The sequence below is a fragment of the Zymomonas mobilis genome (genome assembly GCF_006715975.1).
Taxonomy (GTDB): Bacteria; Pseudomonadota; Alphaproteobacteria; order Sphingomonadales; family Sphingomonadaceae; genus Zymomonas; species Zymomonas mobilis_B.
The window spans coordinates 1,925,915-1,947,788 of record NZ_VFOF01000001.1 but is presented as its reverse complement, the minus strand read 5'-3'; the positions used below and the strand labels follow the sequence as shown (position 1 = coordinate 1,947,788).

The 21,874-nt window shown below is 46.1% G+C and carries 18 protein-coding genes; 11 read left to right on the top strand and 7 right to left on the bottom strand.

What is annotated here, in order from left to right; genetic code table 11:
* Positions 1-137: 137 nt before the first annotated feature.
* Positions 138-1,865, bottom strand: coding sequence for a nif-specific transcriptional activator NifA (nifA, locus tag FBY58_RS08500; RefSeq protein ID WP_141920532.1), 1,728 nt, complete (start codon positions 1,863-1,865; stop codon positions 138-140).
* A gap of 687 nt (positions 1,866-2,552) precedes the next feature.
* Between nifA and FBY58_RS09570 the strand changes: the two genes are divergently transcribed.
* The 9 genes from FBY58_RS09570 to FBY58_RS08460 all read left to right on the top strand — a co-directional run bounded on the left by FBY58_RS09570 (position 2,553) and on the right by FBY58_RS08460 (position 10,771).
* On the top strand, positions 2,553-3,866 hold the full coding sequence (locus tag FBY58_RS09570; protein ID WP_260432167.1) for a TonB-dependent siderophore receptor: 1,314 nt from the start codon (positions 2,553-2,555) through the stop codon (positions 3,864-3,866).
* Entirely contained in the window at positions 3,859-4,830 is a 972-nt protein-coding gene (locus FBY58_RS09565) for a TonB-dependent receptor (RefSeq protein WP_409373548.1), read from the top strand. Before FBY58_RS09570 ends, FBY58_RS09565 begins: the two co-directional genes overlap by 8 nt.
* Positions 4,831-5,310: 480 nt before the next feature.
* Positions 5,311-5,892: an electron transport complex subunit RsxA gene (gene rsxA, locus FBY58_RS08490; protein WP_141920531.1), complete on the top strand. Its 582-nt coding sequence runs from the start codon at positions 5,311-5,313 to the stop codon at positions 5,890-5,892.
* 16 nt (positions 5,893-5,908) lie between these two features.
* Entirely contained in the window at positions 5,909-6,571 is a 663-nt protein-coding gene (locus FBY58_RS08485) for an RnfABCDGE type electron transport complex subunit B (protein ID WP_141920530.1), read from the top strand.
* Between the two features lie 10 nt (positions 6,572-6,581).
* A complete protein-coding gene (gene rsxC, locus FBY58_RS08480; protein ID WP_141920529.1) occupies positions 6,582-8,045 on the top strand; it encodes an electron transport complex subunit RsxC in 1,464 nt (487 codons plus the stop codon).
* Positions 8,045-9,121 (top strand): RnfABCDGE type electron transport complex subunit D, encoded by a 1,077-nt coding sequence (locus FBY58_RS08475; RefSeq protein WP_141920528.1) that lies wholly within the window; start codon positions 8,045-8,047, stop codon positions 9,119-9,121. The genes rsxC and FBY58_RS08475 overlap by 1 nt, the downstream gene beginning before the upstream one ends.
* On the top strand, positions 9,118-9,828 hold the full coding sequence (rsxG, locus tag FBY58_RS08470; protein ID WP_141920527.1) for an electron transport complex subunit RsxG: 711 nt from the start codon (positions 9,118-9,120) through the stop codon (positions 9,826-9,828). Before FBY58_RS08475 ends, rsxG begins: the two co-directional genes overlap by 4 nt.
* Positions 9,818-10,492 carry an electron transport complex subunit E gene (locus tag FBY58_RS08465; protein WP_141920526.1) on the top strand — a complete coding sequence of 225 codons (675 nt, stop codon included), beginning with the start codon at positions 9,818-9,820 and terminating at the stop codon, positions 10,490-10,492. The genes rsxG and FBY58_RS08465 overlap by 11 nt, the downstream gene beginning before the upstream one ends.
* A 12-nt stretch (positions 10,493-10,504) precedes the next feature.
* Positions 10,505-10,771: an RnfH family protein gene (locus tag FBY58_RS08460; protein WP_141920525.1), complete on the top strand. Its 267-nt coding sequence runs from the start codon at positions 10,505-10,507 to the stop codon at positions 10,769-10,771.
* A gap of 51 nt (positions 10,772-10,822) precedes the next feature.
* On the opposite strand, the gene FBY58_RS08455 is transcribed toward FBY58_RS08460, so the two are convergent.
* Positions 10,823-13,189, bottom strand: coding sequence for a TonB-dependent receptor (locus tag FBY58_RS08455; RefSeq protein WP_141920524.1), 2,367 nt, complete (start codon positions 13,187-13,189; stop codon positions 10,823-10,825).
* Positions 13,190-13,480: 291 nt separating this feature from the next.
* Here FBY58_RS08455 and FBY58_RS08450 point away from each other — a divergent pair, with 291 nt between their 5' ends.
* Positions 13,481-14,134, top strand: a complete 654-nt coding sequence (locus FBY58_RS08450; protein ID WP_141920523.1) for an HAD family hydrolase — start codon at positions 13,481-13,483, stop codon at positions 14,132-14,134.
* Positions 14,135-14,204: 70 nt separating this feature from the next.
* Here the strand turns inward: FBY58_RS08450 and FBY58_RS08445 are convergent, their stop codons facing one another.
* Both FBY58_RS08445 and FBY58_RS08440 read right to left on the bottom strand, forming a co-directional pair.
* Positions 14,205-15,638 (bottom strand): amino acid permease, encoded by a 1,434-nt coding sequence (locus FBY58_RS08445; protein WP_141920522.1) that lies wholly within the window; start codon positions 15,636-15,638, stop codon positions 14,205-14,207.
* Between the two features lie 504 nt (positions 15,639-16,142).
* On the bottom strand, positions 16,143-16,427 hold the full coding sequence (locus tag FBY58_RS08440; protein ID WP_141920521.1) for an integration host factor subunit beta: 285 nt from the start codon (positions 16,425-16,427) through the stop codon (positions 16,143-16,145).
* A gap of 274 nt (positions 16,428-16,701) precedes the next feature.
* On the opposite strand from FBY58_RS08440, the gene FBY58_RS08435 reads away from it, so the two are divergent.
* Positions 16,702-17,541: a PhzF family phenazine biosynthesis protein gene (locus tag FBY58_RS08435; RefSeq protein WP_141920520.1), complete on the top strand. Its 840-nt coding sequence runs from the start codon at positions 16,702-16,704 to the stop codon at positions 17,539-17,541.
* A 148-nt stretch (positions 17,542-17,689) separates the two neighbouring features.
* On the opposite strand, the gene rpsA is transcribed toward FBY58_RS08435, so the two are convergent.
* From rpsA to aroA, 3 genes are all read right to left on the bottom strand, one after another.
* Positions 17,690-19,396 carry a 30S ribosomal protein S1 gene (rpsA, locus tag FBY58_RS08430; protein WP_141920519.1) on the bottom strand — a complete coding sequence of 569 codons (1,707 nt, stop codon included), beginning with the start codon at positions 19,394-19,396 and terminating at the stop codon, positions 17,690-17,692.
* A gap of 265 nt (positions 19,397-19,661) precedes the next feature.
* The gene (cmk, locus tag FBY58_RS08425) at positions 19,662-20,294 is read right to left on the bottom strand and encodes a (d)CMP kinase (RefSeq protein WP_141920518.1); all 633 of its coding nucleotides are present in this window, start codon (positions 20,292-20,294) and stop codon (positions 19,662-19,664) included.
* Positions 20,291-21,649: a 3-phosphoshikimate 1-carboxyvinyltransferase gene (gene aroA, locus FBY58_RS08420; protein WP_141920517.1), complete on the bottom strand. Its 1,359-nt coding sequence runs from the start codon at positions 21,647-21,649 to the stop codon at positions 20,291-20,293. The genes cmk and aroA overlap by 4 nt, the downstream gene beginning before the upstream one ends.
* Positions 21,650-21,874 lie beyond the last annotated feature (225 nt).

Below are 21,874 nucleotides of genomic sequence, written 5' to 3'. Positions count from 1 at the left end.
TTAAAATCGGGATAATGCTGTGATTATTTCAAACATAATTGTCTTAACCCTTACAAAATTGTCGGTATAGGTAAATTTTTTGGAATAATCAGACATTCTGTGAGCGCGCAGATTGCGACAGAATATCGATTCTGCTTTTAGAATTTTTTAATGGATATACCATTTTTACGTAGAGCATAGCCTATCTGCCGCGGGGTCATTCCCAGAATACGCGCGGCTTTCGCCTGCACCCAACCAGCTCTTTCCATCGCATCCACTAATTCATCTCTCTGGCTTCGGGGTTCAGGCGATGGCGCATTTTCTTTGAATGAAGGGGCTGAGTGATTTCCTTTTTCTGCTTCAGAAGGCGTCGCAGCCGCTGTCTGGCAACTGGCCGAAGAAGGACATTCATTGACTTCGCCATCCGAATTGACCGTTTTACAAATATGTTTGGCCTTATTTTCATCAGGACGCTGCCAGAAAATAGAAGATAAGCAGTTATCTTCATAACAAGTGAAATCTTCCACCGAAATTTTTGAACCTCGGGCGAGAGTCGCTGTCCGCCGAATACAGTTTTCAAGCTCCCGTATGTTACCGGGGAAATAGCAACGGGATAAAACCTCCAAGGCCGTGTCCGTTATGGTCAGGCTGGTTTTGTTTTCTTGGTTAAAGTTTTTCAAGAATTGTTTTGCCAGCAACGGAATATCAGAAGGATGTTCCCTTAACGGAGGCAGCGAAATTGGAATAACGCTCAAGCGATAATAAAGATCGGCTCTGAAATTACCGCGACTAACCGCCTCTTCCAAATTAACATTAGTCGCCGCGATAACACGAACATCCACCTTTAATGTTTTGGTGCCCCCGACCCGTTCAAACTCGCCTTCTTGCAGAACACGTAGTAACTTTGCCTGAAAGTTAGGCGATATTTCGCCAATTTCATCAAGAAATAGAATCCCGCCATCGGCCAGTTCAAAACGGCCTTTCCGCATATTGACGGCGCCGGTGAAAGCCCCTTTTTCATGGCCAAATAATTCAGATTCCAACACCGATTCCGGTAAAGCTGCACAGTTTAACTTTATAAAAGGAAGATCTTTTCTCGGGGATGCTTGGTGGATCGCTTGCGCAAAAAGCTCTTTTCCCGTGCCGGATTCCCCACGCAGCAAAACTGTGACATTGTTTTTGGCAATCAGATTAATCTTTTCCAGAATAGCCCGAATAACAGGGCTTTCGCCAATAATCTCTCGACGGCCAGTTTCTGTCTTTTCTTCATTTTTGGCAGGCTGAGACAGTGACTGTCTTAACAAAAACTCATGCTCAAGCCGCACCATTTGATGCAATCTGACCGTTTGTCCTAACAAAGACGCGACCATCGTTAACATGCGGGCGTCTCTGTCAGGTGCCAGAGATTCCTTGTCGTTACGAGGCGTTGGACGATCTATAAACAAGATACCCGACACCTTATCGCGGGTCATAATTGGCACGCCGATAACGCAGCTTTTTTTGTTAATGCTCCATATATGGGAGCGGGCATTCAGAAAGTGAGGATTCTTTGAAATATCCCTGATAATGAGCGGCATTTTTCCGGTAACAATTTGTCCGATGATTTGTTCAGGGATGGAATCGAAATAGATTTTAGCGCCCTGTTGGTCGCTTTTGGCGCCTGCTATAATTTCGGCTTCCTGACGATCATCGAACAGCGCAATCACTGCGTGATGCAAGTCAATAAAGCTTTCCAGAACCGCAATTACCCGTTTGATCAGCGTCACCGTTTCCATTGGCGCGCACAGGATTTTCGAAATCTCATAAAGACCGAACAAGGCCATATCAGACCAACCGGATTGACCTTCGACGGGGTATTGTTTGTAGATAAGTTGTTTTGCAGACATGTCAGATCCCCTACTTCGTCTAACGGGGGGAGAATAACTACTGTTTATTGGGTCGAAATTACTCAAACCTTATTTGAAAATAAGATAACCGACTGCAAAGAAAGTGCAACAATAAAATAAATTTAGCATAATATATAAATTTTTATAAGATTAAAAACACCATAAATATAAATAAGTTATTATCATTTTCAGGTGACGCTTTAGCGCCATTTTTCCGACTAGACAGGGCGCACGGTTACTTGAAAGTTCGCTTTATCAAAATATTGGATCGGCTCCAATGAAAGTATAATTGAATCAAAAAGGGTATTTGTTATTTTAAAGACTAATTTATAAATTATATAATAATAAAAAATGATATTAATCTTTATAAAAAATCAAACAATAGTCATCAATTATAAATTTCCTTTAAATCCTGAAGATTGACTATATGCGGTATTTTTTTAACAATTAATATTATAAAAATATAAAATTATAATAAATTATTTTTTATTGATATTTCGTTGTTAAAAATGTTTCCAACATCATTCCGAGTCTTTTGAATTTTTATTGCTCTTATCCTTTGTAATTTTAAATTTAATAATCATTACTTGCCTTGTTTTAAATATTTATGTTTGTGTGGGCTTTATTTTTGTAATAAAATTTTTAAAATAAAATGATTGTTGATATTTTTGTTGATTGGGTGGGCGAATGATAAAATGGCACTCCTATAAAAAATTAGTTTTATATTCTGCAATGTTATCAATAGGATTGATAGCAGAAGGCAAAGCAGAGACGCCGACAACCTATAGTAAAAATGATTCTATTCTTGGGGGCGATTCTTCTCAAAAAGATTCGAATAAAAAGAAAACTACCGACTGGAATCATCAAAACGATAAAGATGCGCCGACAGAAGTCGCCTCGCAGGATATTACCGTTAACGCTAAAATCGAAAATGGTACTGCGGCTCGAACGGCATTATCATCCGTCAATTTTGGACCTCTCGGAGACATGAAGCCAGAAAACGCACCATTTTCTATCATGAGCGTGCCGCATGATGTTATTCGTAACCAGCAAGCGCGTAATGTTAATGACTTGATGCAATATCTGCCTTCGGTGCAATTGGAAATGCGCGGCGATCCCGGAACATCTCGTCCGCAATCACGTGGTTTTGAAGCCGATGTTATCGCCAATAGTCGTATGGACGGCTTCAATATAGCGACGACGACACCATATGCTGCCGAGCAATTTGAAAATCTTCAGGTTTTGAATGGTCTAAGCGGCGCGATCTATGGTCCTCAAAATCCAGCCGGTACTTTTGAATATACTCTAAAAAGACCAACTACCGAAATGATGGAAGATTTTTCTGTCGGTATTGATTCCCGTGGAACTGTAACCGAAGCGGTTGATCTCTCCGGCTCAACCGGAAAAAGCAATTGGTTCGGTTATCGGGTTAATTTGGTTCATGGTGCTGGTTCAAATTATGTCAGAACAGGCCATCTCAACCGTAATTTGGTCAGTGGCAGCTTTGACATCCATATCGATCCGCAAACTGTTATCGAATTGAATGCCAGCCATTATGTGTATGACACCAAAGGCGGCGCACCGGGATTTTCTTACAGCAATTCTATCAAGCTTCCGACGGCACCGGATTTAAGCACCCCTTATCTGGGGCAAAGCTATGCTGGTTATCATGCGCAAACCGATACAGCTTCGGGTAAGATCAAACATCAATTCGGGGATAATTGGAGCCTTGTTGCGGGTGGCCTGTTCCAAAATGCTTGGCGCGACGTTTTCTCAAATGCCAATACTCTGATTGATAATGCTGGAGATTATAAACAGAATATTGCCTCGGCTGCGACTGCCTATCGTTTCAAAATTGCCAGTAACCTTGCTTATTTAAATGGCCATTTTCATACCGGATTTGTTCGGCATGATGTCGCTTTGGGTACCAATGGCTATGTCATGAGTAACTATAACCCTCTGACTAGCCAGAACTTTTCGCTCGGTACCAGCAATATATAATCCGACCAAATTTACGGGGAGCAAGCCTTATTCTTCTGGCAGTTATCGTTCTGCCATTGCCCGTAACCAGTCTTTGATTGTCAGTGACACCATTACCTTTAATAAGCATTGGTCAATCTTGGGTGCTTTTAGCTGGAGCTGGATGACCTCTTCAAGCTGGGGAAAAACGGGGGCGCGTACCGCCCATAATTATACTCAAGGCGCGTTTAGCCCGAATACCAGTTTGATCTACCATCCCATTGAAAATCATACTGCCTATTTCACATGGGGACGCAGCATTCAGCAAGGCATGACCGCACCTGCTGGAAGCGCCAATGTAAGCCAGATTCTCAACCCTTATGAAAGCGAGCAATACGAACTCGGCTACAAGGTGAAATGGCGCAATCTGTCTTTGAATATCGATGGTTTCAGAATGACTCGTCCTTATGCCTATGTGGATACAACAACCAATGTCTATGGAATGTATGGCACCCAACGGAACTGGGGTTTCGAATTCCAGATGGCGGGGCATATCCGGCATGATTTGTCCGTATTGGGCGGTGTCACATGGCTGAATGCCAAGGTGGGTTCAACGGGTGATTTAACCACTTCCCATAAAGAAATCGTTGGCGTTCCGCCTGTCCAATCCAATATCTTGATTGACTATACTCTGCCATTTTCCAAGCAAAGTCTTGCAAACGGATTGGCTATCAATGGTAGCGTTCGATATACTGGAACACGGGCGGCCAATAATCTCAATACAACCTACGCACCTCAATTTGTGACCGCCAATATTGGTATCCGCTATCCTTTCAAAATGGCGAACAAACCATGGGTTGCCCGCTTTACCGTCAACAACATTATGAATGAACATTATTGGGCTTCGGTCTATCCGTCTTCTATCAACGGGGCAGCGGGTGGCACCAACAGCGCTTATGCTGGTCTGCCGCGTACCTATCAGTTCACGCTGGAATGCACCTTGTAAGGATTCGCTTTTTTCTTATCTCAACCGCAGAGAAGTCATGTTAGGCCGGTGTTTTTTCAAAAAAATTCCGGCCTAATGACTGTATCATTATTAAGAAATGTAAAGGCGTGAAAGCTCTTTTCTGATTTTTCCAAAAAATTTACATAATCAGATATTTTTGAAATATTTTTTGAATATTTTGTCGTTTAATAAATTTAAATTTCAAAATGGCGCTTTGCCTTTTTCGCCCAAAAGGTTTTTTTTAGCGACATAATGTGTTTGTTTTGTCACTTTTGCGACAATAAACGCGGATTTGGCCAGCATTTGATCTGAAAAATCACCAATTTAGCGTTAAATATGAGAGTGGCATAAATTTTGCTCAAAAAAATTTACAAAGAACCCATTACATATTTCGTCTGTCAGTTGATATATCCGGCGGGAATATGAACAAGGGGGGGCGTAGTTTTTCGCCTTCAGACCTCCTGAGGAAGGAAGAAAACAGTGACGGATATACTACTTCTGGTGGTAAGTGCCTGTCTGGTCAACAATGTTATTCTAACGCGCTTTTTAGGTTTATGTTCCTTTATGGGGGTGACGACGCGTGTTGATACGGCGGTCGGAATGGGGGCTGCCTGTACCTTCGTTATTACCACCTCTTCAATGGCCAGTTGGGCTTTGGAACATTGGTTGTTGACGCCTTTTGGCCTTGGATACCTCCGGACAGTTACCTTTATTCTGATTATCGCTTCGGCTGTGCAGCTGACAGAATCGTTTTTTCGTAAATTTTCGCCGACGTTATTTCGGCTTTTGGGCATTTATCTGCCACTTATCACAACCAACTGTGCCGTATTGGGCATTACCTTGCTGTTGGTAGAACAGCATTATGGATTTGTGGACAGCACGGTTTTCGCTTTCGCATCCTCGATAGGCTACAGCCTCGTGATGGTGTTGTTTGCGGGATTACGTGAAAGATTGGCGTTATCGGTAACGCCCCGTTTGTTCGAAGGTCCGCCTATTGGGTTTGTGACGGCAAGCTTGCTGGCGCTGGCTTTTATGGGCTTTTCTGGAATGTCTGTCCACTAGACGGGAAGAAAGAACGATGTTGATAGCCATTATAAGCCTGAGCGTGATGGGGCTGGCGCTTGGCCTGATGCTGGGTCTGTCCTCAAAATTGCTTCGGGTAGAAGAAGACCCGATTGAAGGCCAGCTTCAAGCCTTGTTGCCGGGATCACAATGCGGACAATGCGGTTATGTCGGTTGTTCCCAATATGCTGCCGCTTTGGCGCATGATGGTGCACCCGTTACTCAATGTACCCCTGGCGGTAAAAGCGTTGCCGAAGCTTTGGCAAAGGCTTTGGGGGTCAGCCTTGATCTCTCCGATGCCGAAGATATTGGCCCCAAAACGGCCTTGATCCACGAAGATTTATGTATCGGTTGTACGGCTTGTATCCGTGACTGTTCCAGTGATGCCATCATCGGTGCCGCCCGTCAGGTGCATACGGTTATCGGTGATGTCTGCCATGGATGCAGCAAATGCGAAACCGCTTGCCCGACAGGTGCAATTGAAATGGTGCCTGTTGCGGTCACCTTGGACAATTGGCATTGGGACAAACCCAATCTCGCCATACAGGACAGCTTAGCTAATCCTGCTTTCGCCGCACAGGCTTTGGCTAACCGGATAACGGAAGAATCCGACGGTGGTCAGGGTAAGGCCTACAAAGCTTCTCTTGAAAAAGAAGCCAAAGAAGAAGCCATAGGCTAGGGGAGCAGCAATGAAATTATTTTCAGTCCGTGGCGGTATTCATCCCAGTTACCGAAAACAGGCAACAACCGCAAAAAAGATTGAGCCTTTACCCGTTGTTCCGTTTTATTTTCTGCCATTGCGCCAACATTCAGGCGCTTCGGCAGAAGCCGTCGTCAATATTGGCGATCACGTAGGGAAGGGACAGTTGCTTGCCGCTCCGGTTGGTCGGATATCGGCACCGGTTCATGCCCCGACTTCCGGTATTGTTCGCGCAATCCAGAATATGACCGCGCCGCATCCTTCGGGTTTGCCGGGCATGACGATCGTTTTGGAATCTGATGGAAAAGATAGCTGGGCTGAATTACCCGAAGCCTATTCGGATCCTTTCTCGGTCGATCCAAAGCTAATTCGTGAACGCGTTGCTTGGGCTGGGGTTGTCGGTTTAGGCGGTGCGGCTTTTCCTGCGGCGGTTAAATTAGAACAGAGCAGCCAAAAACCCATTAAAATGGTGGTGCTGAATGGTGCCGAATGCGAACCCTATCTGACGGGTGATGATCGGGTGATGCAGGAATATGCCGATGAGGTAATTTCTGGCGGCCGATTGATTGCCTATGCGGTCGGCGCACCCAAAGTTGTAATCGGTATTGAACGCAATAAACCAGAAGCCATCGCGATCATGAAAAAGGCTGCCGAAGCCTATGATAATGTAGAAATCGCTGATTTACCGGCTCAATATCCAGTCGGCTCTGCCCGTCATTTGGTGCAGGCTTTAACCGGCCTTGAAATTTCAGCACGTACCCGTATCGCCGATGTCGGGGTGTTGGTGCAAAATGTCGGAACGGCGCGTGCGGTCTGGCGCTCAGCTCATTATGGCGAACCGCTTATTTCACGCATCGTCACAGTTTCCGGCGGCGGCATGAATGATCCCAAAACGCTGGATGCACCTATCGGCACACCCGTCAAAGCCCTGATCGAATATTGTGGCGGCATGAATGAAAAAGCCGAACAGATTGTGACAGGGGGCCCCTTAATGGGCGTCGGACTGCCCAATATTGACGTGCCGGTTATCAAAGGCACTGCTGGTATTCTGGCTTTGACTTCCGAAGAGATGGATCATCGTCCGGCCGAACCTTGCTTGCGTTGTGGTCGTTGTGTCGATGTTTGCCCTTGCGGTCTCAGTCCGGTTGAAATGTCCAGCCTTATCCGGCGTGATAAACTGGATGAAGCCGAACAGCTTCAGGTGATGGACTGTTTTTCTTGCGGTTCCTGCTCTTACGTTTGCCCGTCCCATTTGCCTTTGGTTCAATATTTTAATTACGCCAAAGGCGAAATCTGGAATCGTCGCGACGAAGAAAGAAAGCAGAATAAAATCAAGGCACTGGCCGCCGCCAAAGAAGCGCGTCTGGCTGAAGTCTTACGTCAGCGGCAATTGGCAGCAGAGCGCGCAAAAGCCGCCAAAGCAGCCGCCAATAAAGAGGAAAAGGCAGTTTAATGAGTGGCAGTATCGCAATCAGTGGGCCCTTTACCCATGCTGATAACAGTGTCTCGCGCACCATGCAGATGGTCATGCTGGCACTTCTTCCCGCCACTGCATTTGATTTGTGGTTATTTGGTTGGCCTGCCATTTTCCTTTTTGGTCTGACCATTCTTTTTTGTCTGGCCGTTGAAGCCGGATGCCTGATGCTGGCGAAACGTCCGGTTCTTCCAGCGTTAAAAGATGGTTCTGCTATTTTGAGCGGCTGGCTTATTGCAATGAGTTTGCCGCCTTGGGCGCCTTGGTGGATTGCGCTTTTGGGCGCTGTTTTTGCTATCGCTTTGGCAAAACAGGTTTTTGGCGGATTAGGACAAAATCTGTTTAATCCGGCCATGGTTGCCCGTGTGGCCTTGCTGATTTCCTTCCCTTTACAGATGACGCAATTTGCAGCCCCGCATCCGATATTCACCGCTCACGCACCGGATATCCTGACAGGTTTAAAAATCACCTTGGGCTGTGAAGGTAATCTGGATTCATTAAGTGCGGCTTCTGCTCTTGGGCATATCAAAACCGAATTAACGCGGGGTATTCCGGTTACGCATACGGTGCAAAGTTTGCCGGGATTAAAAGAAATGATTCTGGGCATTAAGCCTGGTTCCATGGGTGAAACCTCGGCCATTTTCATCCTTTTGGGTGGCTTATTTCTCATGTGGCGGCGGATTATCAGCTGGCATACGCCTGTATCGATGCTGTTGACGCTGTTCTTATTGGGGACGCTGTTTTCAGCTATCAATCCAGCACGCTATGCCTCTGGTATGATTGAATTACTGTCAGGGGCTTCGATGCTCGGCGCTTTCTTTATTGCAACCGATTATGTGACGTCTCCGGTATCGAAAACAGGTCAGATCATTTTCGGCTTTGGGGTCGGCTTCCTGACATGGATTATTCGTAGTTTCGCCGGTTATCCGGAAGGGGTGGCCTTTGCCGTGTTGCTGATGAATGCGACGACCCCGATCATTGATCATTACAGCCGCCCTCGTGTGTTCGGTCGCACTCGCCAAGGACAACCGGTGGCATTTGGGGACAAGAAATGACCGATCACAAGGACGAAGCGGAAGACCGGAAAGAAGCCGTTGAAGAAGACGCTTTATTTCGAGCAGATGAAGCGATGCATGAAGATGATAAAACGGAAAAAGAAAAACCGTTTTTCATCCACGGCCTTGTGTTGGCAGTCTTCTGTCTCGGTTTCGGTGCCTTATTGGCGTTAACCTATCATCTGACGGCGCAAACAATTGTTGCGAGGGGTGTAGAAGATCAACAGGCTTCTTTGGAGCAGGTTATTCCAGCCTCCATTCACGACAATGACATTTCGGCAAACCCACTGCATTTAAAAGATGCAGAAGGCCATGATGTCACCGTCTTTCGGGCGACAAAAGCGGGTCATGTCACGGGCGTTGCCTATGAAATTTCTGGCAGCGGCTATAGCGGCGAAATCCGCTTGATGATGGGGGTTGACGATCAAGGTCATATTCTCGGTGTTCGTGCTTTGGCACATAAGGAAACGCCGGGTCTTGGTGATAAAATCGAAGCCAATAAATCAAACTGGATTTTGCGTTTCACGGGTCTTTCTCTGACCAACCCATCGGAAAACAAATGGAAAGTCAAAAAAGACGGCGGTCAATTTGACCAGTTTTCCGGTGCGACGATAACGCCGCGCGGTGTTGTTGCTGCTATCCATCGCGGTCTGGAATTTTTCGAGACGCATAAAAGCACTCTGTTGGAGAGTTCGAATGTCCAATAACGAGTATTTCCGCATCGCCAAAGACGGGCTTTGGGATAATAACGGTATTTTAAGCATGCTGTTGGGTTTGTGCCCGACCATGGCAGTTACCACCAGCGCCACGAATGCCTTGGGCATGGGATTGGCAACCGCCGCAGTGATGGCGGCTTCCAATCTTTTGGTCTCTGTTTTTAGACATCATATTACCTATGAAGTCCGCGTTCCGGTTTATATCCTGATTGTCGCGGCCATGGTGACCTTGGTCGATCTGGTCATGAATGCCTATATGCATCCGCTCTATAAGGTGCTGGGTCTGTTTATTCCGCTGATCGTTTCAAACTGTTTGCCTCTGGCGCATCTTGAAGCTTTCGCTGGAAAAAGACCACCGGCGGCATCCTTGGTCGATGGTGTCTTTGCTGGATTGGGCTTCACCTTTGCTTTGACGGTTATCGGTGGCGTTCGTGAAATCATCGGTTCAGGAACGCTTTTCTCCAATGCCGCTTTGCTGTTGGGTTCAAGCTTCAAGTTTCTTGAATGCCATCTGTTACCGGCTGATTGCCATATTCTGATGATGGTCTTACCACCGGGTGGTTTCCTTGTTACCGGCTTTGTTTTAGTCGGGAAAAGAATGATTGATGTTGCACAGGGCAAGGAAATCTCCATGTCCGGCGCACATGGGGCTTAAAGGGGCAAAAAGATGAAAATATCAGTCGTCTATGCCAAACCGGAACGCCAGTTATGGCTTGAATGTGAAGTAGAAGACGGGGCGACGATCGAAGACGGGATTAACGCCTCTGGTATATTGAAACGTTGCCCTGATATTGACCTAGAAAAACAAAAGGTTGGTATCTTCGGCAAGGTTGCAAAACTCGATGCACCTTTAACAGAAGGAACGCGGATCGAAATTTATCGTCCGCTTACTGTCGATCCAAAAACCGTACCGAAAAAGAAGAAAAAAGCATAGCCAACGCATCGGCTTTAAAGCCTGCCCTTTTTAAGGGCAGGCTTTTTTCTTTTATAAAATTGTCATCGTTAAATTGAAGAAGATGCTTCTTCCGGAAAGCCGCCAATAGAGCGGCGCACCATTCGGATATTCCGAACTGGTTTTTGACTGGTTACCAGCAAAATCGCTGATGGCATGGCTGTCGAAAATATTCGATACCTTAATGCTGGGCGTGATATTCCGCAGAATATTGCCGCCAACATTTTTGAAATGCCAACCAAAGGCAAGATCAGCCGTAAGGTTGCTGTGTATTAAATACTGATTTTTGAAAACCGTATTACCTGCACTGTCGGTGGTGCTATCCAATCCCCAATGGTTGCCAACATATTTTCCGATAAAGGAGAAATAGGGGCCATTCTTCTTCTCATACAACACACCAAAAGAAGCCAGTGATTTGGGCGAAGCGGCTACCCGTATTTTGGATTCTTTATAATGGGCGCTGTTGACGCTGTAATTCCCATATAATGATACGCCATGCCCGACGGCATACTGGCCTTCGATTTCCAGCCCTTTATAAACAGCACCACCACTATTCACATAGGTAGTTTCAGTCCCGATATTGGGAACATTGATTTGTGCCGAGGCAATATAGTTCGAAAAATCAATATAATAACCATCGGCCGAAATCGTCCAATTCTTCTTTTGAAGAACCGTTCCGACTTGATAATTCCAAGTTGTTTCCGGCTTAACATAACCAACATTCTGGGTCTGAAATACGCTTAAAGGGGGAGCCAGAAAACCGCGTGCAACTTGTGCATAAGCGCTCCACCCCTTCATCAACATCTGATTGATCGCGATTGAAGGTTGCCAAGATTTGAAGGTCTGTTGGTCTTTTAAAGGTGTTTTTGTATTCTTGTTCATGGAGGCATCGTAATTCCGATGGAAATAGGAATATTTGATGCCTGGTTTGATCGTCATCCCTTTAATTGGGTGCCAATCAAATTCTAAATAAGGCTGTAACGTCGTGTTGATGTCATGGATATTGTAGCTGTAGGCGGATCCATTCTTGCCTGGAACCATGATAGAATTTTGCGAAAGATCAACCGCATATGTATAGCGCCGATCATTTTGTACATCTGCCCAGATACCGGTCAAAATCTCACCAACCGGCGTTGTAGCTTTTAATGCCAGCGTATCGCCATAAGATCGGAAAGTAGCATCGGCATATTTACCAGGAACATCATTGGCATAGCTGCCCGTTTTTTTACCCGCTGCGTTATAAAAAGTGACGCCATTTGCTGATGGATCATTCTGGCTGGCATCTGTCGATTTCGTATAAGAATGCTCAAAGCCAACCGAATAGACTTTATTCTCTAATTCCAGCCAAGATAAGGGTTTAGCTTTCAAGCTGATGTAACTAAAATCCGATTTATAGGTGCTGGGGTTATAACCATAGTAACATTGCAGGCTGCGATCATCGCATAGGCCGTAATTATTCCCATATTTAGAATATTCCGCCAAGGTTGCCCCTTGGGTTGTATATTGATGTTCTTTGTTAAAGGTCGTCGCCGCGGTCAGGGTTATATCAGGGCCTAATTTTACAACATCTTTAAACATGATGTTACTGCGGCGTTCATTCGAATGGGTCAAATAACCATCGGTCGCTTCATGCTGTAAATCGAGAACCATTTTACCGGCAATGGTCTCTCCGCTGTCAATTTCTAAACCGCCCGCCCGCGTATTATAGCTGCCATAGGTGCCATAGGGCGTAATGCCGAATTTCGAAGCCGGTGTTCTTGATGTAAAGCCGATCGTGCCGCCAAAGGTCGCGTCGCCGATGGTCGATGCGGTACCGGGGCCTCGATCTACTTCAGCCTGTCCCAAGAAATGGGCAATGAACAAAGAGGATGTTGAATGGTGTAAATCACTGGCATCTCCAAAGGGGATTCCGTCAAATGTCATATTATATTGGCCATCCTGAAACCCTCTCAAACTCATGGTTTCGGCTTTACCAATACCAGGGCCATTCGGATTTTGGGTCCAGACACTTGGCTGGTATTTGATAATGTCGTCCACGCTAGCCAATGGTATGATATTATTCGCCATGAAAGCGCTTTGAACAATGGATGTCGGTTGAATAATATTCAAAGGAACTGAAGATGGCGCTAACCGTTCAGCTTTTCCAATGACGGTTATTTCTTTACCATTCCAGTAGATATTTTTATTATCACCAGAATTGTTTTCTGTGTTTTTTGATTTATCTTTATCTATAGTATCGCTATTGTTTTTATTATCGGTTGCAGATGCTTTATGAAGCGATTCTTTGTTATAGTGACTAACAGAAGATTTATGCGCCTGTAGCGATGGTGGTAATAAGATCGTTCCAAAACTGAAAGTAGTTATAATAATAGCGGCCTTCGAATGTGCTTGGAAAGACATTAAAATACTTTCTGATCCTGCCACTATTAAAAAGTGCGTTGTTTTATATAAATCGACCTCTTAAATATGATTGGTTGCAATTTTATTTCACATTTATTGCAATAAAATTTCATTACATTTGAGCAAACAAAAAATACATAATTTCGCGTTACCCGTGACGACGTGCGCGCCATAATGCGGTAGGTTCTTCTCAACAGTCCGGCTGTCTTGCTGAAAATCTCTCTGCTCTTTAAGCAAGATGAAGGCTCATTCTATACGTGGCGTATCTTCAACTTCGGGTTGGGAAGAATTATGACTTTTGATTTATTATTCGATCTGGACGGGACGCTGGTCGACACCGTCTATGTCACTTCTGATGTTTTAAATGAAATGCTGCAAAAACGCGGTAGCCAGCGGGTTATTAAACCGGAAGAAACGCGGCCACTCGTTACATTGGGCGGTGAAGCGATGATCGCAGGTTTGTTCGGTGATGACTGCATTGATGCCTTGGCGGATGTTACCGAATATCGGCGGCTTTGTCTGGGACGTGATACAGATGACAACAGCCTTTTCCCCGGTGTTAGAAAAGGCATCGAAAGACTTCATGCCTTGGGTATGAAAATGGCTATTTGCTCGAATAAACCTCAAAATATGGTCGAAAAGATCATGAGTGATTTGGGTTTTGATAAATATATGACCGCTATGGTGGGGGCACGACCCAAATTGCCTCGCAAACCAGATCCGGCATTACTCAATATTGCCTTGGATGAAATGAAGGGCGAGCAGAAGAATTGCTGGTTTATCGGTGATGGTGAAACGGATCAGGAAGCTTCGGCCTTGTTGGGCATTCCGTTCGTTTTTGCTTCTTATGGATATGGCACCCCGATATCGGATTTCCCGATCGAGGTTTCCTGCCCTGATTTTACATCAATTACAGATTTTCTAGAGAAAAAACTCAACGCCTAAACCGCATTCTGTTTTGCTTATAGAATGAAATAACTTCACTCTATAAGCAAAATAACCAGAAATAAGCGTGTTAGGCTGAACGCTGTTTGCAGCGTTTATACAGGCTGTAGCTGCCATAAAAAACGAGACCGATCGCATTCCATAAAAAGAAGCGAACCGTCGTATGCAAAGGCAAGCTGCTAAACAAATACAGACAGCCGACAATGGTAATGCTGCCTACAACAAAGGGAAACGGGCAAGAAAAACGCCGTACCCGTTCGCTTTCCCGAACGCGCAGAATAATCAGGGAAAGACCGACCGCAATAAAGGCCAGCAAGGTGCCTGCATTGGCTAATTCAGCCAATTCATCCAAACGGAAAAAACCAGCAATCAAAGCGATAATAACACCCGTGAACAATGTCACCTGACTAGGCGTTCCGCTTTTGTTGACTTTCGCCAAAAAAGGCGGGAGCAAGTTATCTCTGGCCATCACAAAAAATACACGGCTTTGACCGTAAATCATTGCCATAATCACAGATGGTAAAGCCACAAGGGCGGCCGCAGCAATCCACTTTGCCGCGGTTTCATGATGCAGATTTCTTAGAATAAGCGCTAATGGCTCACCGCTTGAAACAAAGCTGGTAAAAGGCGCTGCGCCTAACAAACAAGCTGCCACACCAATGTAAATCAGCACGGATAGAGTCATCGAACCAATAATGCCGATCGTTAAATCGCGTTTCGGATTTTTGGTTTCTTCCGCTGCCGTTGCAACAGTATCAAAACCGTAAAAGGCAAAAAACAAGATAGCGGCGGCGGCCATAACACCTCGGACTTTCCCATCAGGTGAAAGATGGCTGATAAATCCATAAGGCATAAAGGGATGATAATAAGTAAAATGAAAAGCGGGCAGGGTAAGAATAACGAATAAGACCAATGCCGCCAATTTCAGAATAACCAATCCCAAAGTCAGGGTGGCGCTTTCTTTTGCGCCGGCTGTTAATAATAAAGCGATGGATAACGCCACGATAACGGCGGGTAAATTGATGATACCGCCATCATGGGGGCCCGCTAACAAGGCTGCCGGTAAATTTACTCCAAAGGAATGGAGCCATCCGACAAGATAAGCGGACCAACCAACTGCAACCGTCGAGCTGGCTAATGAATATTCAAGGATAAGACTCCAGCCGACAATCCATGCCATATGACGACCAATGGCCATATAAGCATAAGTATAAGCACCACCGGCTTCTGGTATCAATGTGGCTAGTTCAGCATAACCAAGGGCAGCCGTCGCACAGATAAGGCCAGCGATAATGAAGGCAATAACCACTGCAGGTCCCGCGCGATCTGCGCCGACACCTACCAATGTATAAATTCCGGTTCCGACAATGGCACCAACACCTAAAGCAATCAGATGCGGCCAAGATAAATTACGGGAAAGGGCTTGGTTATCTTTGTTGGGATGAGACTGTTTAGAAGTAAGAGAATGAAATTTTTTACGAGAGCCAAAATATTTTTTTAACATGCAGTCCCCTTTTTGGCCTTTTGCCGTAAAAAGGGGAGGTGGGTCAAGGGAACCCTAGTTATAAAATAGATAAACACCATCGAATCCCGACAATATTTGCATAAATAGTGCAAATATTCCGGAATTAAAAACCGTCTTATTCAAATCTAGCATTATGGTGCGGGCGGAGGGACTCGAACCCTCACGGGCAAATGCCCAACGGATTTTCTTACCTACCACGGCTTTCACCGCCACTGCCAAAACAGTGTTTGGGGTCTGGACTATCCCTTCACCATACCCTTTTACAAGGGATTAGGTGCTGCCCGTCTAGTCTCTACACCTTCCTGAAATATTTCAGGCTTGGCTCGGGATTAGCATTTTACAGCTTTCCCCGAATTTGAGCAGTTCTGCACCTTTCGTTTCCAAAAGGGCACTCAAAATTTTAAGTCCGTAGCGTCTACCATTCCGCCACGCCCGCAACATTATGCCGAATCCGCATAGCGGTGCTTGGGGGTAAAATGCAAGCTAAATTTCAATATTAAGATGCTCTCTTACCTCTTTTCCCGGTTTAAAATAGGGGACACGTTTGGCTTTCACTTCAACTTGCGTGCCGGTTCTTGGATTTCGGCCAATACGAGCGTCCCGAAAACGGGTGGAAAAAGCGCCGAAGCCTCTAATCTCTACCCGACCACCTTTGGCCAGATGATGGGTAATCCCGTCAAAAAAAACATCGATAATATGTTCTATTTCTTCTGATGAGAGTTCGGGATTATCATTTGCTAATGTCTGGATCAGTTCGGAACGAATCATCGCATTTCCTTTTCCTGATCAGTCCGGTCTTATTATCCCGGGTGAGAAAATATTCACCGGACAGAATCTTCTTAACCAACGACAATAAAATATATTTTTTGTTAAATAAAGTCATCGAAAAGTTAGAATTAATAACGGATGATAAAAAGATCCTGAGATTATCGGGATTAAAGTCATCCTGATGCATCAATGAAACAGCATTGTTTTCATATTTTGATTCGCATTACTGTTTATCCGGTTCCAATAACCGTTAACTTATTCAGGAGTTGCCATTATGGAATATGGATTCCAGCAAGTGGATGTTTTTACATCTGGAAAATTCAAAGGTAACCCTGTCGCGGTTGTGTCTGCTGCCGATAATTTATCGACCGAAGAAATGCAGGCTTTTGCCATTTGGACGAATTTGAGCGAAACGACTTTTCTTCTTAAACCGACTTCGCCTGAGGCTGATTACCGATTGCGTATTTTTACACCGCAATCAGAACTTCCTTTTGCCGGACATCCTACATTAGGAAGTTGCCATGCTTGGATGACGGCGGGAGGGAAACCCAAAAAGAATATTATTATCCAAGAATGTCAGGCTGGCCTTATTCCTCTTCGATCTGAAAATAACCGCCTGTCTTTTGCAGCACCCACTTTGGTTCGATCAGGGGATGTTGAGCAAACCTTACTGGAAAGAATTGCGGAGGGTTTGCGCATTCCGGTTTCTTCTATTCTTGCTTCGGCATGGGTGGATAATGGCCCTGGTTGGATCGGTATTATGTTGAAATCCCGTGAAGCGGTTTTGGCACTAAAACCTGACTTTGCTTCTATGTCTGATCTTGCTTTTGGTGTGATTGGCGCATGGGATGGCGAAAAAGACGGTAACGATGCTCAATTTGAAGTTAGAGCCTTTGCCATGAAGCATGGAGTCAATGAAGATCCCGTCTGTGGAAGCCTTAATGCCAGCATGGCACAATGGTTAATCGGTAGCGGTTTGGCACCAAAAAGTTATGTTGTAAGCCAAGGTAAAATTTTGGGACGTGATGGTCGAATCTATGTCGATCAAATCGACGATACCATTTGGATTGGCGGCGCTACCGTATCGAATATAACGGGTCGGCTGTCGCTTTAAACTTCAATAAATAATCTTGAACAAGCGGGTTATCGAACAACGAAAAACCGCGTCCTTTAAGATTCCTTTTTTCTTATATTCAATAGTTACAAAAAAGGCATGAGCTGAAAACAGCCCATGCCCTTTTGTTATTCCGTGTCAGTAGGAACTAGTCCTGCTGATCGCGAGCCTTGTTGAGGGCTGCACCAAGAATATCACCCAAGGATGCGCCAGAATCTGACGAACCATACTGAGCAACTGCTTCTTTTTCTTCTGCAACCTGCATGGCTTTAATGGAGAAGTTCGGCTTCTTCTGACGATCGAAACCGACCACCATAGCATCGAGCTTCTGACCAGCCTGGAAGCGATCCGGACGCTGTTCGTCACGATCACGGCCCAAGTCACTGCGACGGATGAAGCCAATGGCGCCATCATCACCAGCCTGAACTTCCAAACCACCATCGGTGACAGCAAGAACGGTAACGGTGACAACCTGATTACGCTGCAAAGAGCTACCAGCATTCGCTGCCGGTACATTGCCGCGTTCCAGCTGCTTCATACCGAGAGAAATGCGTTCTTTTTCAGGATCAACGTCGAGAACAACAGCTTTAACGACTTCACCTTTGTGGTGGAGGCTCAAAGCTTCTTCACCGGACATACCCCAAGCGATGTCGGACATGTGAACCATACCGTCAACATCATTGTCGAGACCGATGAACAGACCGAATTCGGTTGAGTTCTTGACTTCGCCTTCAACAGTGGAGCCAACCGGATGAGCTTCAGCAAAGCTTTCCCACGGATTCGGCTGAGCCTGTTTCAGACCAAGGGAGATACGACGCTTTTCGGCATCCACTTCCAAGATGACAACTTCGACTTCCTGACTGGTGGAAACGATTTTGCCCGGATGAACGTTTTTCTTCGTCCATGACATTTCGGAAACGTGAACCAAACCTTCGATGCCGGGTTCCAGCTCAACAAACGCACCATATTCGGTGATGTTCGTGACGCGACCCATGAATTTGGCACCGACTGGGTATTTGGCGCCAACGCCTTCCCAAGGATCGGTTTCAAGCTGCTTCATGCCGAGAGAAATACGCTGCGTATCACGGTTGATGCGGATGATCTGAACCGTAACGCTGTCACCGATAGCGATCATTTCGCTCGGATGACCAACGCGACGATAGCTAAGGTCGGTTACATGCAACAGACCGTCAATACCACCCAAGTCAACAAAGGCACCATAGTCGGTGATGTTCTTGACAACACCGGTGATGACCTGACCTTCAGCCAAAGACTGGATCAAACCGGAACGCTGTTCTGCGCGGGTTTCTTCCAGAACGGCACGGCGGGATACCACGATATTCCCACGACGACGATCCATCTTCAAAATCTGGAAAGGCTGCGGGATGTCCATCAACGGAGCAACATCGCGTACCGGACGGATATCAACCTGGCTACCAGGCAAGAAGGCAACGGCACCGGAAAGATCAACGGTGAAACCGCCTTTTACCCGTCCAAAGATGACGCCTTCAACGCGGCTGGAGTTAGCAAATTCAGCTTCCAGTTTGTCCCATGCCGCTTCACGACGAGCGCGGTCACGGGAAAGCATTGCTTCACCCTGACTGTTTTCAACGCGGTCAACGAAAACTTCGACTTCGTCGCCAGCCTTCAATTCGGCTTTCTGACCCGGTGCTGCGAATTCGCGCAACGGCACGCGGCCTTCAGATTTCAGGCCAACATCAATAACAGCCATGTCATTTTCAATAGCTGTGATGGTGCCTTTTACAACACGTCCCTCAAAGCCTTCTTCTTCACCAAGCGTCTGGTTAAGCAATGCTGCAAAATCATCGCGAGTAGGATTTGCCATAGTGGCCATGCAGTTCTATATTCCTTGAGAAATTTTTCCGGCCATCCGGTTGTATCCGGAGGTCTTTTGGCCGAACCGCTATACAGGCCTCATACCTCGTATAGCACCGTTCATACAGCTTGCCCCGATAAGGCAACGTTTGCAGATTTTAGGGTTATCCACAGTTCAAAAACCGACAAAAATGATAGCCGACCTTCGATTCTTTCTAATAACCGCAGCATAAAACACGGCCAGCTCTGATGGTCTACGGCAAAAAATGATCGCCGTTTTTCAATCAGCCCTGCACCGTTTTTAGCTGTTTTTCTACAAGCGCCACTGCACGCTCGATGGCCATATCTATACCGAGTAAGCTTGAATCGAGCAAGTCTGCATCTTCAGCCTGTTTCAGGGGCGCTTCTTTCCGGCTACTATCCCTCAGATCGCGAGTTTTGATATCGTCCAGAATGGTATCATAGGTCAAATCCGGATTATTTTTTACCAATTCATCATAGCGTCTTTTTGCCCTAATTTCGGGCGATGCCGTGATAAATAGTTTTACATCCGCATCAGGAACAATGACTGTTCCGATATCTCGTCCGTCCAGAACCGCACCGCTTTGCTGGGTAGCAAAATCACGCTGTCTTTTAATCAATGCTTGCCGGACTTTCGGAAAGGCAGAAATTTCTGAAGCGACTTTTCCAGTTTTTTCGGTGCGGAGTCGGGAATCGGACAAGAGTGAGTCTGAAAAATCACAGGCTTCCAAGGCATCTGATTCCTTTCCGGAATCGCCTTGTTTATCTAAAAGGGACGCTGCCACGGCGCGATAAAGCAAGCCAGTGTCGAGATAGGGCAAATCATAATGACGTGCCAAAGCGCGGGCGATTGTGCCTTTTCCCGATGCGGCGGGGCCATCTATGGCAATAATCATTTAACAAGTCCCATTTCGAATTCAGCGCCTAATTCTTTGAACAATTCGCCAAAGACCGGAAAGCTCGTCATAATCGGGCGACGATCATCAATTTCGACACCGCCTTTTGAAACCAGACCCGCAACCGCAAAGCTCATGGCAATGCGGTGATCGAGATGGGAGGCGATCGAAACCATTTTATCTTTTTGGCCAAGCATTTCACCCGCCGAGCCTTCAATAACCAAGCCGTCTTCTTTCTCTTCCAAAGAAACACCTAAGGCTTTCAAGCCTTCTGCCATTACCGCAATACGGTCAGATTCCTTGACCCGTAATTCTGCCAAACCTTGTAAGGTGCTTTTACCCTCTGCCATGGCGGCGGCAATGAACAAGATCGGGAACTCATCAATCATTGACGGCACAATCGACCGTGGCACTTCGATGGCTTTCAAATTGGAATGTTTAACCGCAATATCAGCCACTGGCTCGCCGCCAACTTCGCGCGGATTGAGATATTCAATCTGGCCACCCATGGCTTTTAACATGGTATAAAGCCCTGCGCGTGTCGGATTGAGACCGACATTCTCGACAATCATATCGGAACCGGGGACAATCAAGCCTGCTACAACCAAGAAAGCCGCAGAAGAAGGATCACCTGGCACTATAATATGCTGCGGCTTTAATTCGGCCTCACCATGGATAGAGATAATGCGAACACCATCATTTTCTTCGACCGAAAGATTGGCGCCATAGCCCCTTAACATCCGCTCACTATGGTCACGAGTCGGCACCGGTTCGATGACGCGTGTGACACCGGGGGTGTTCAAACCAGCCAGCAAAATAGCCGATTTAACCTGCGCGGATGCGACCGGAAGACGATATTCAATCGGCACCGCCGGATAAAGTCCGGTTACTGTCATCGGCAAGCGGTTACCTTCTGCCCCTGAAAAACGCGCCCCCATAAGAGAAAGCGGGGTCGAAATACGTCCCATCGGTCTTTTGGATAAAGACGCGTCACCAATAAAGGTGGCCGTAATCGGATGAGATGCAACAACACCCATCAATAAACGTGTAGAGGTTCCAGAATTACCCATGTCCAAAGCGGTCTGCGGCTGCAAAAGGCTTCCAACGCCGACACCATGAATATGCCAGCACCCTTTTTCGTCTTTTCGGATATCGGCACCCATGGCGCGCATGGCTTCTGCCGTTGCCAGCACATCTTCGCCTTCCAAAAGGCCTTCGACAAAGCTTTCACCCACCGCCAAAGCGGACAGCATTAAGGCCCGATGGGAAATGGATTTATCACCGGGGACATGCACCTTACCAGAAAGTGGCGGCGCCTTGCGACTAACAAGAGGGCAGGAGGAAAGACGGGTCATCAGCTAATCTCATCTCGTATCAATGTTATCTTAACAGCCGAATATAGAAAAAAATGACAAAACGGCCTAGAAAACCGGCGTTGGCTTTTGACATGTGGCCTAGGCTATGGCAAGGCGCGCGATATTCATCTGTTCGGATTATTTCTGAATGCCTTGTTTTTTAAGGCTGGTGCAGTTCTAATCCGGTAGGATAAATCCTCATACTCTATTTTGCTTTGGCATTTC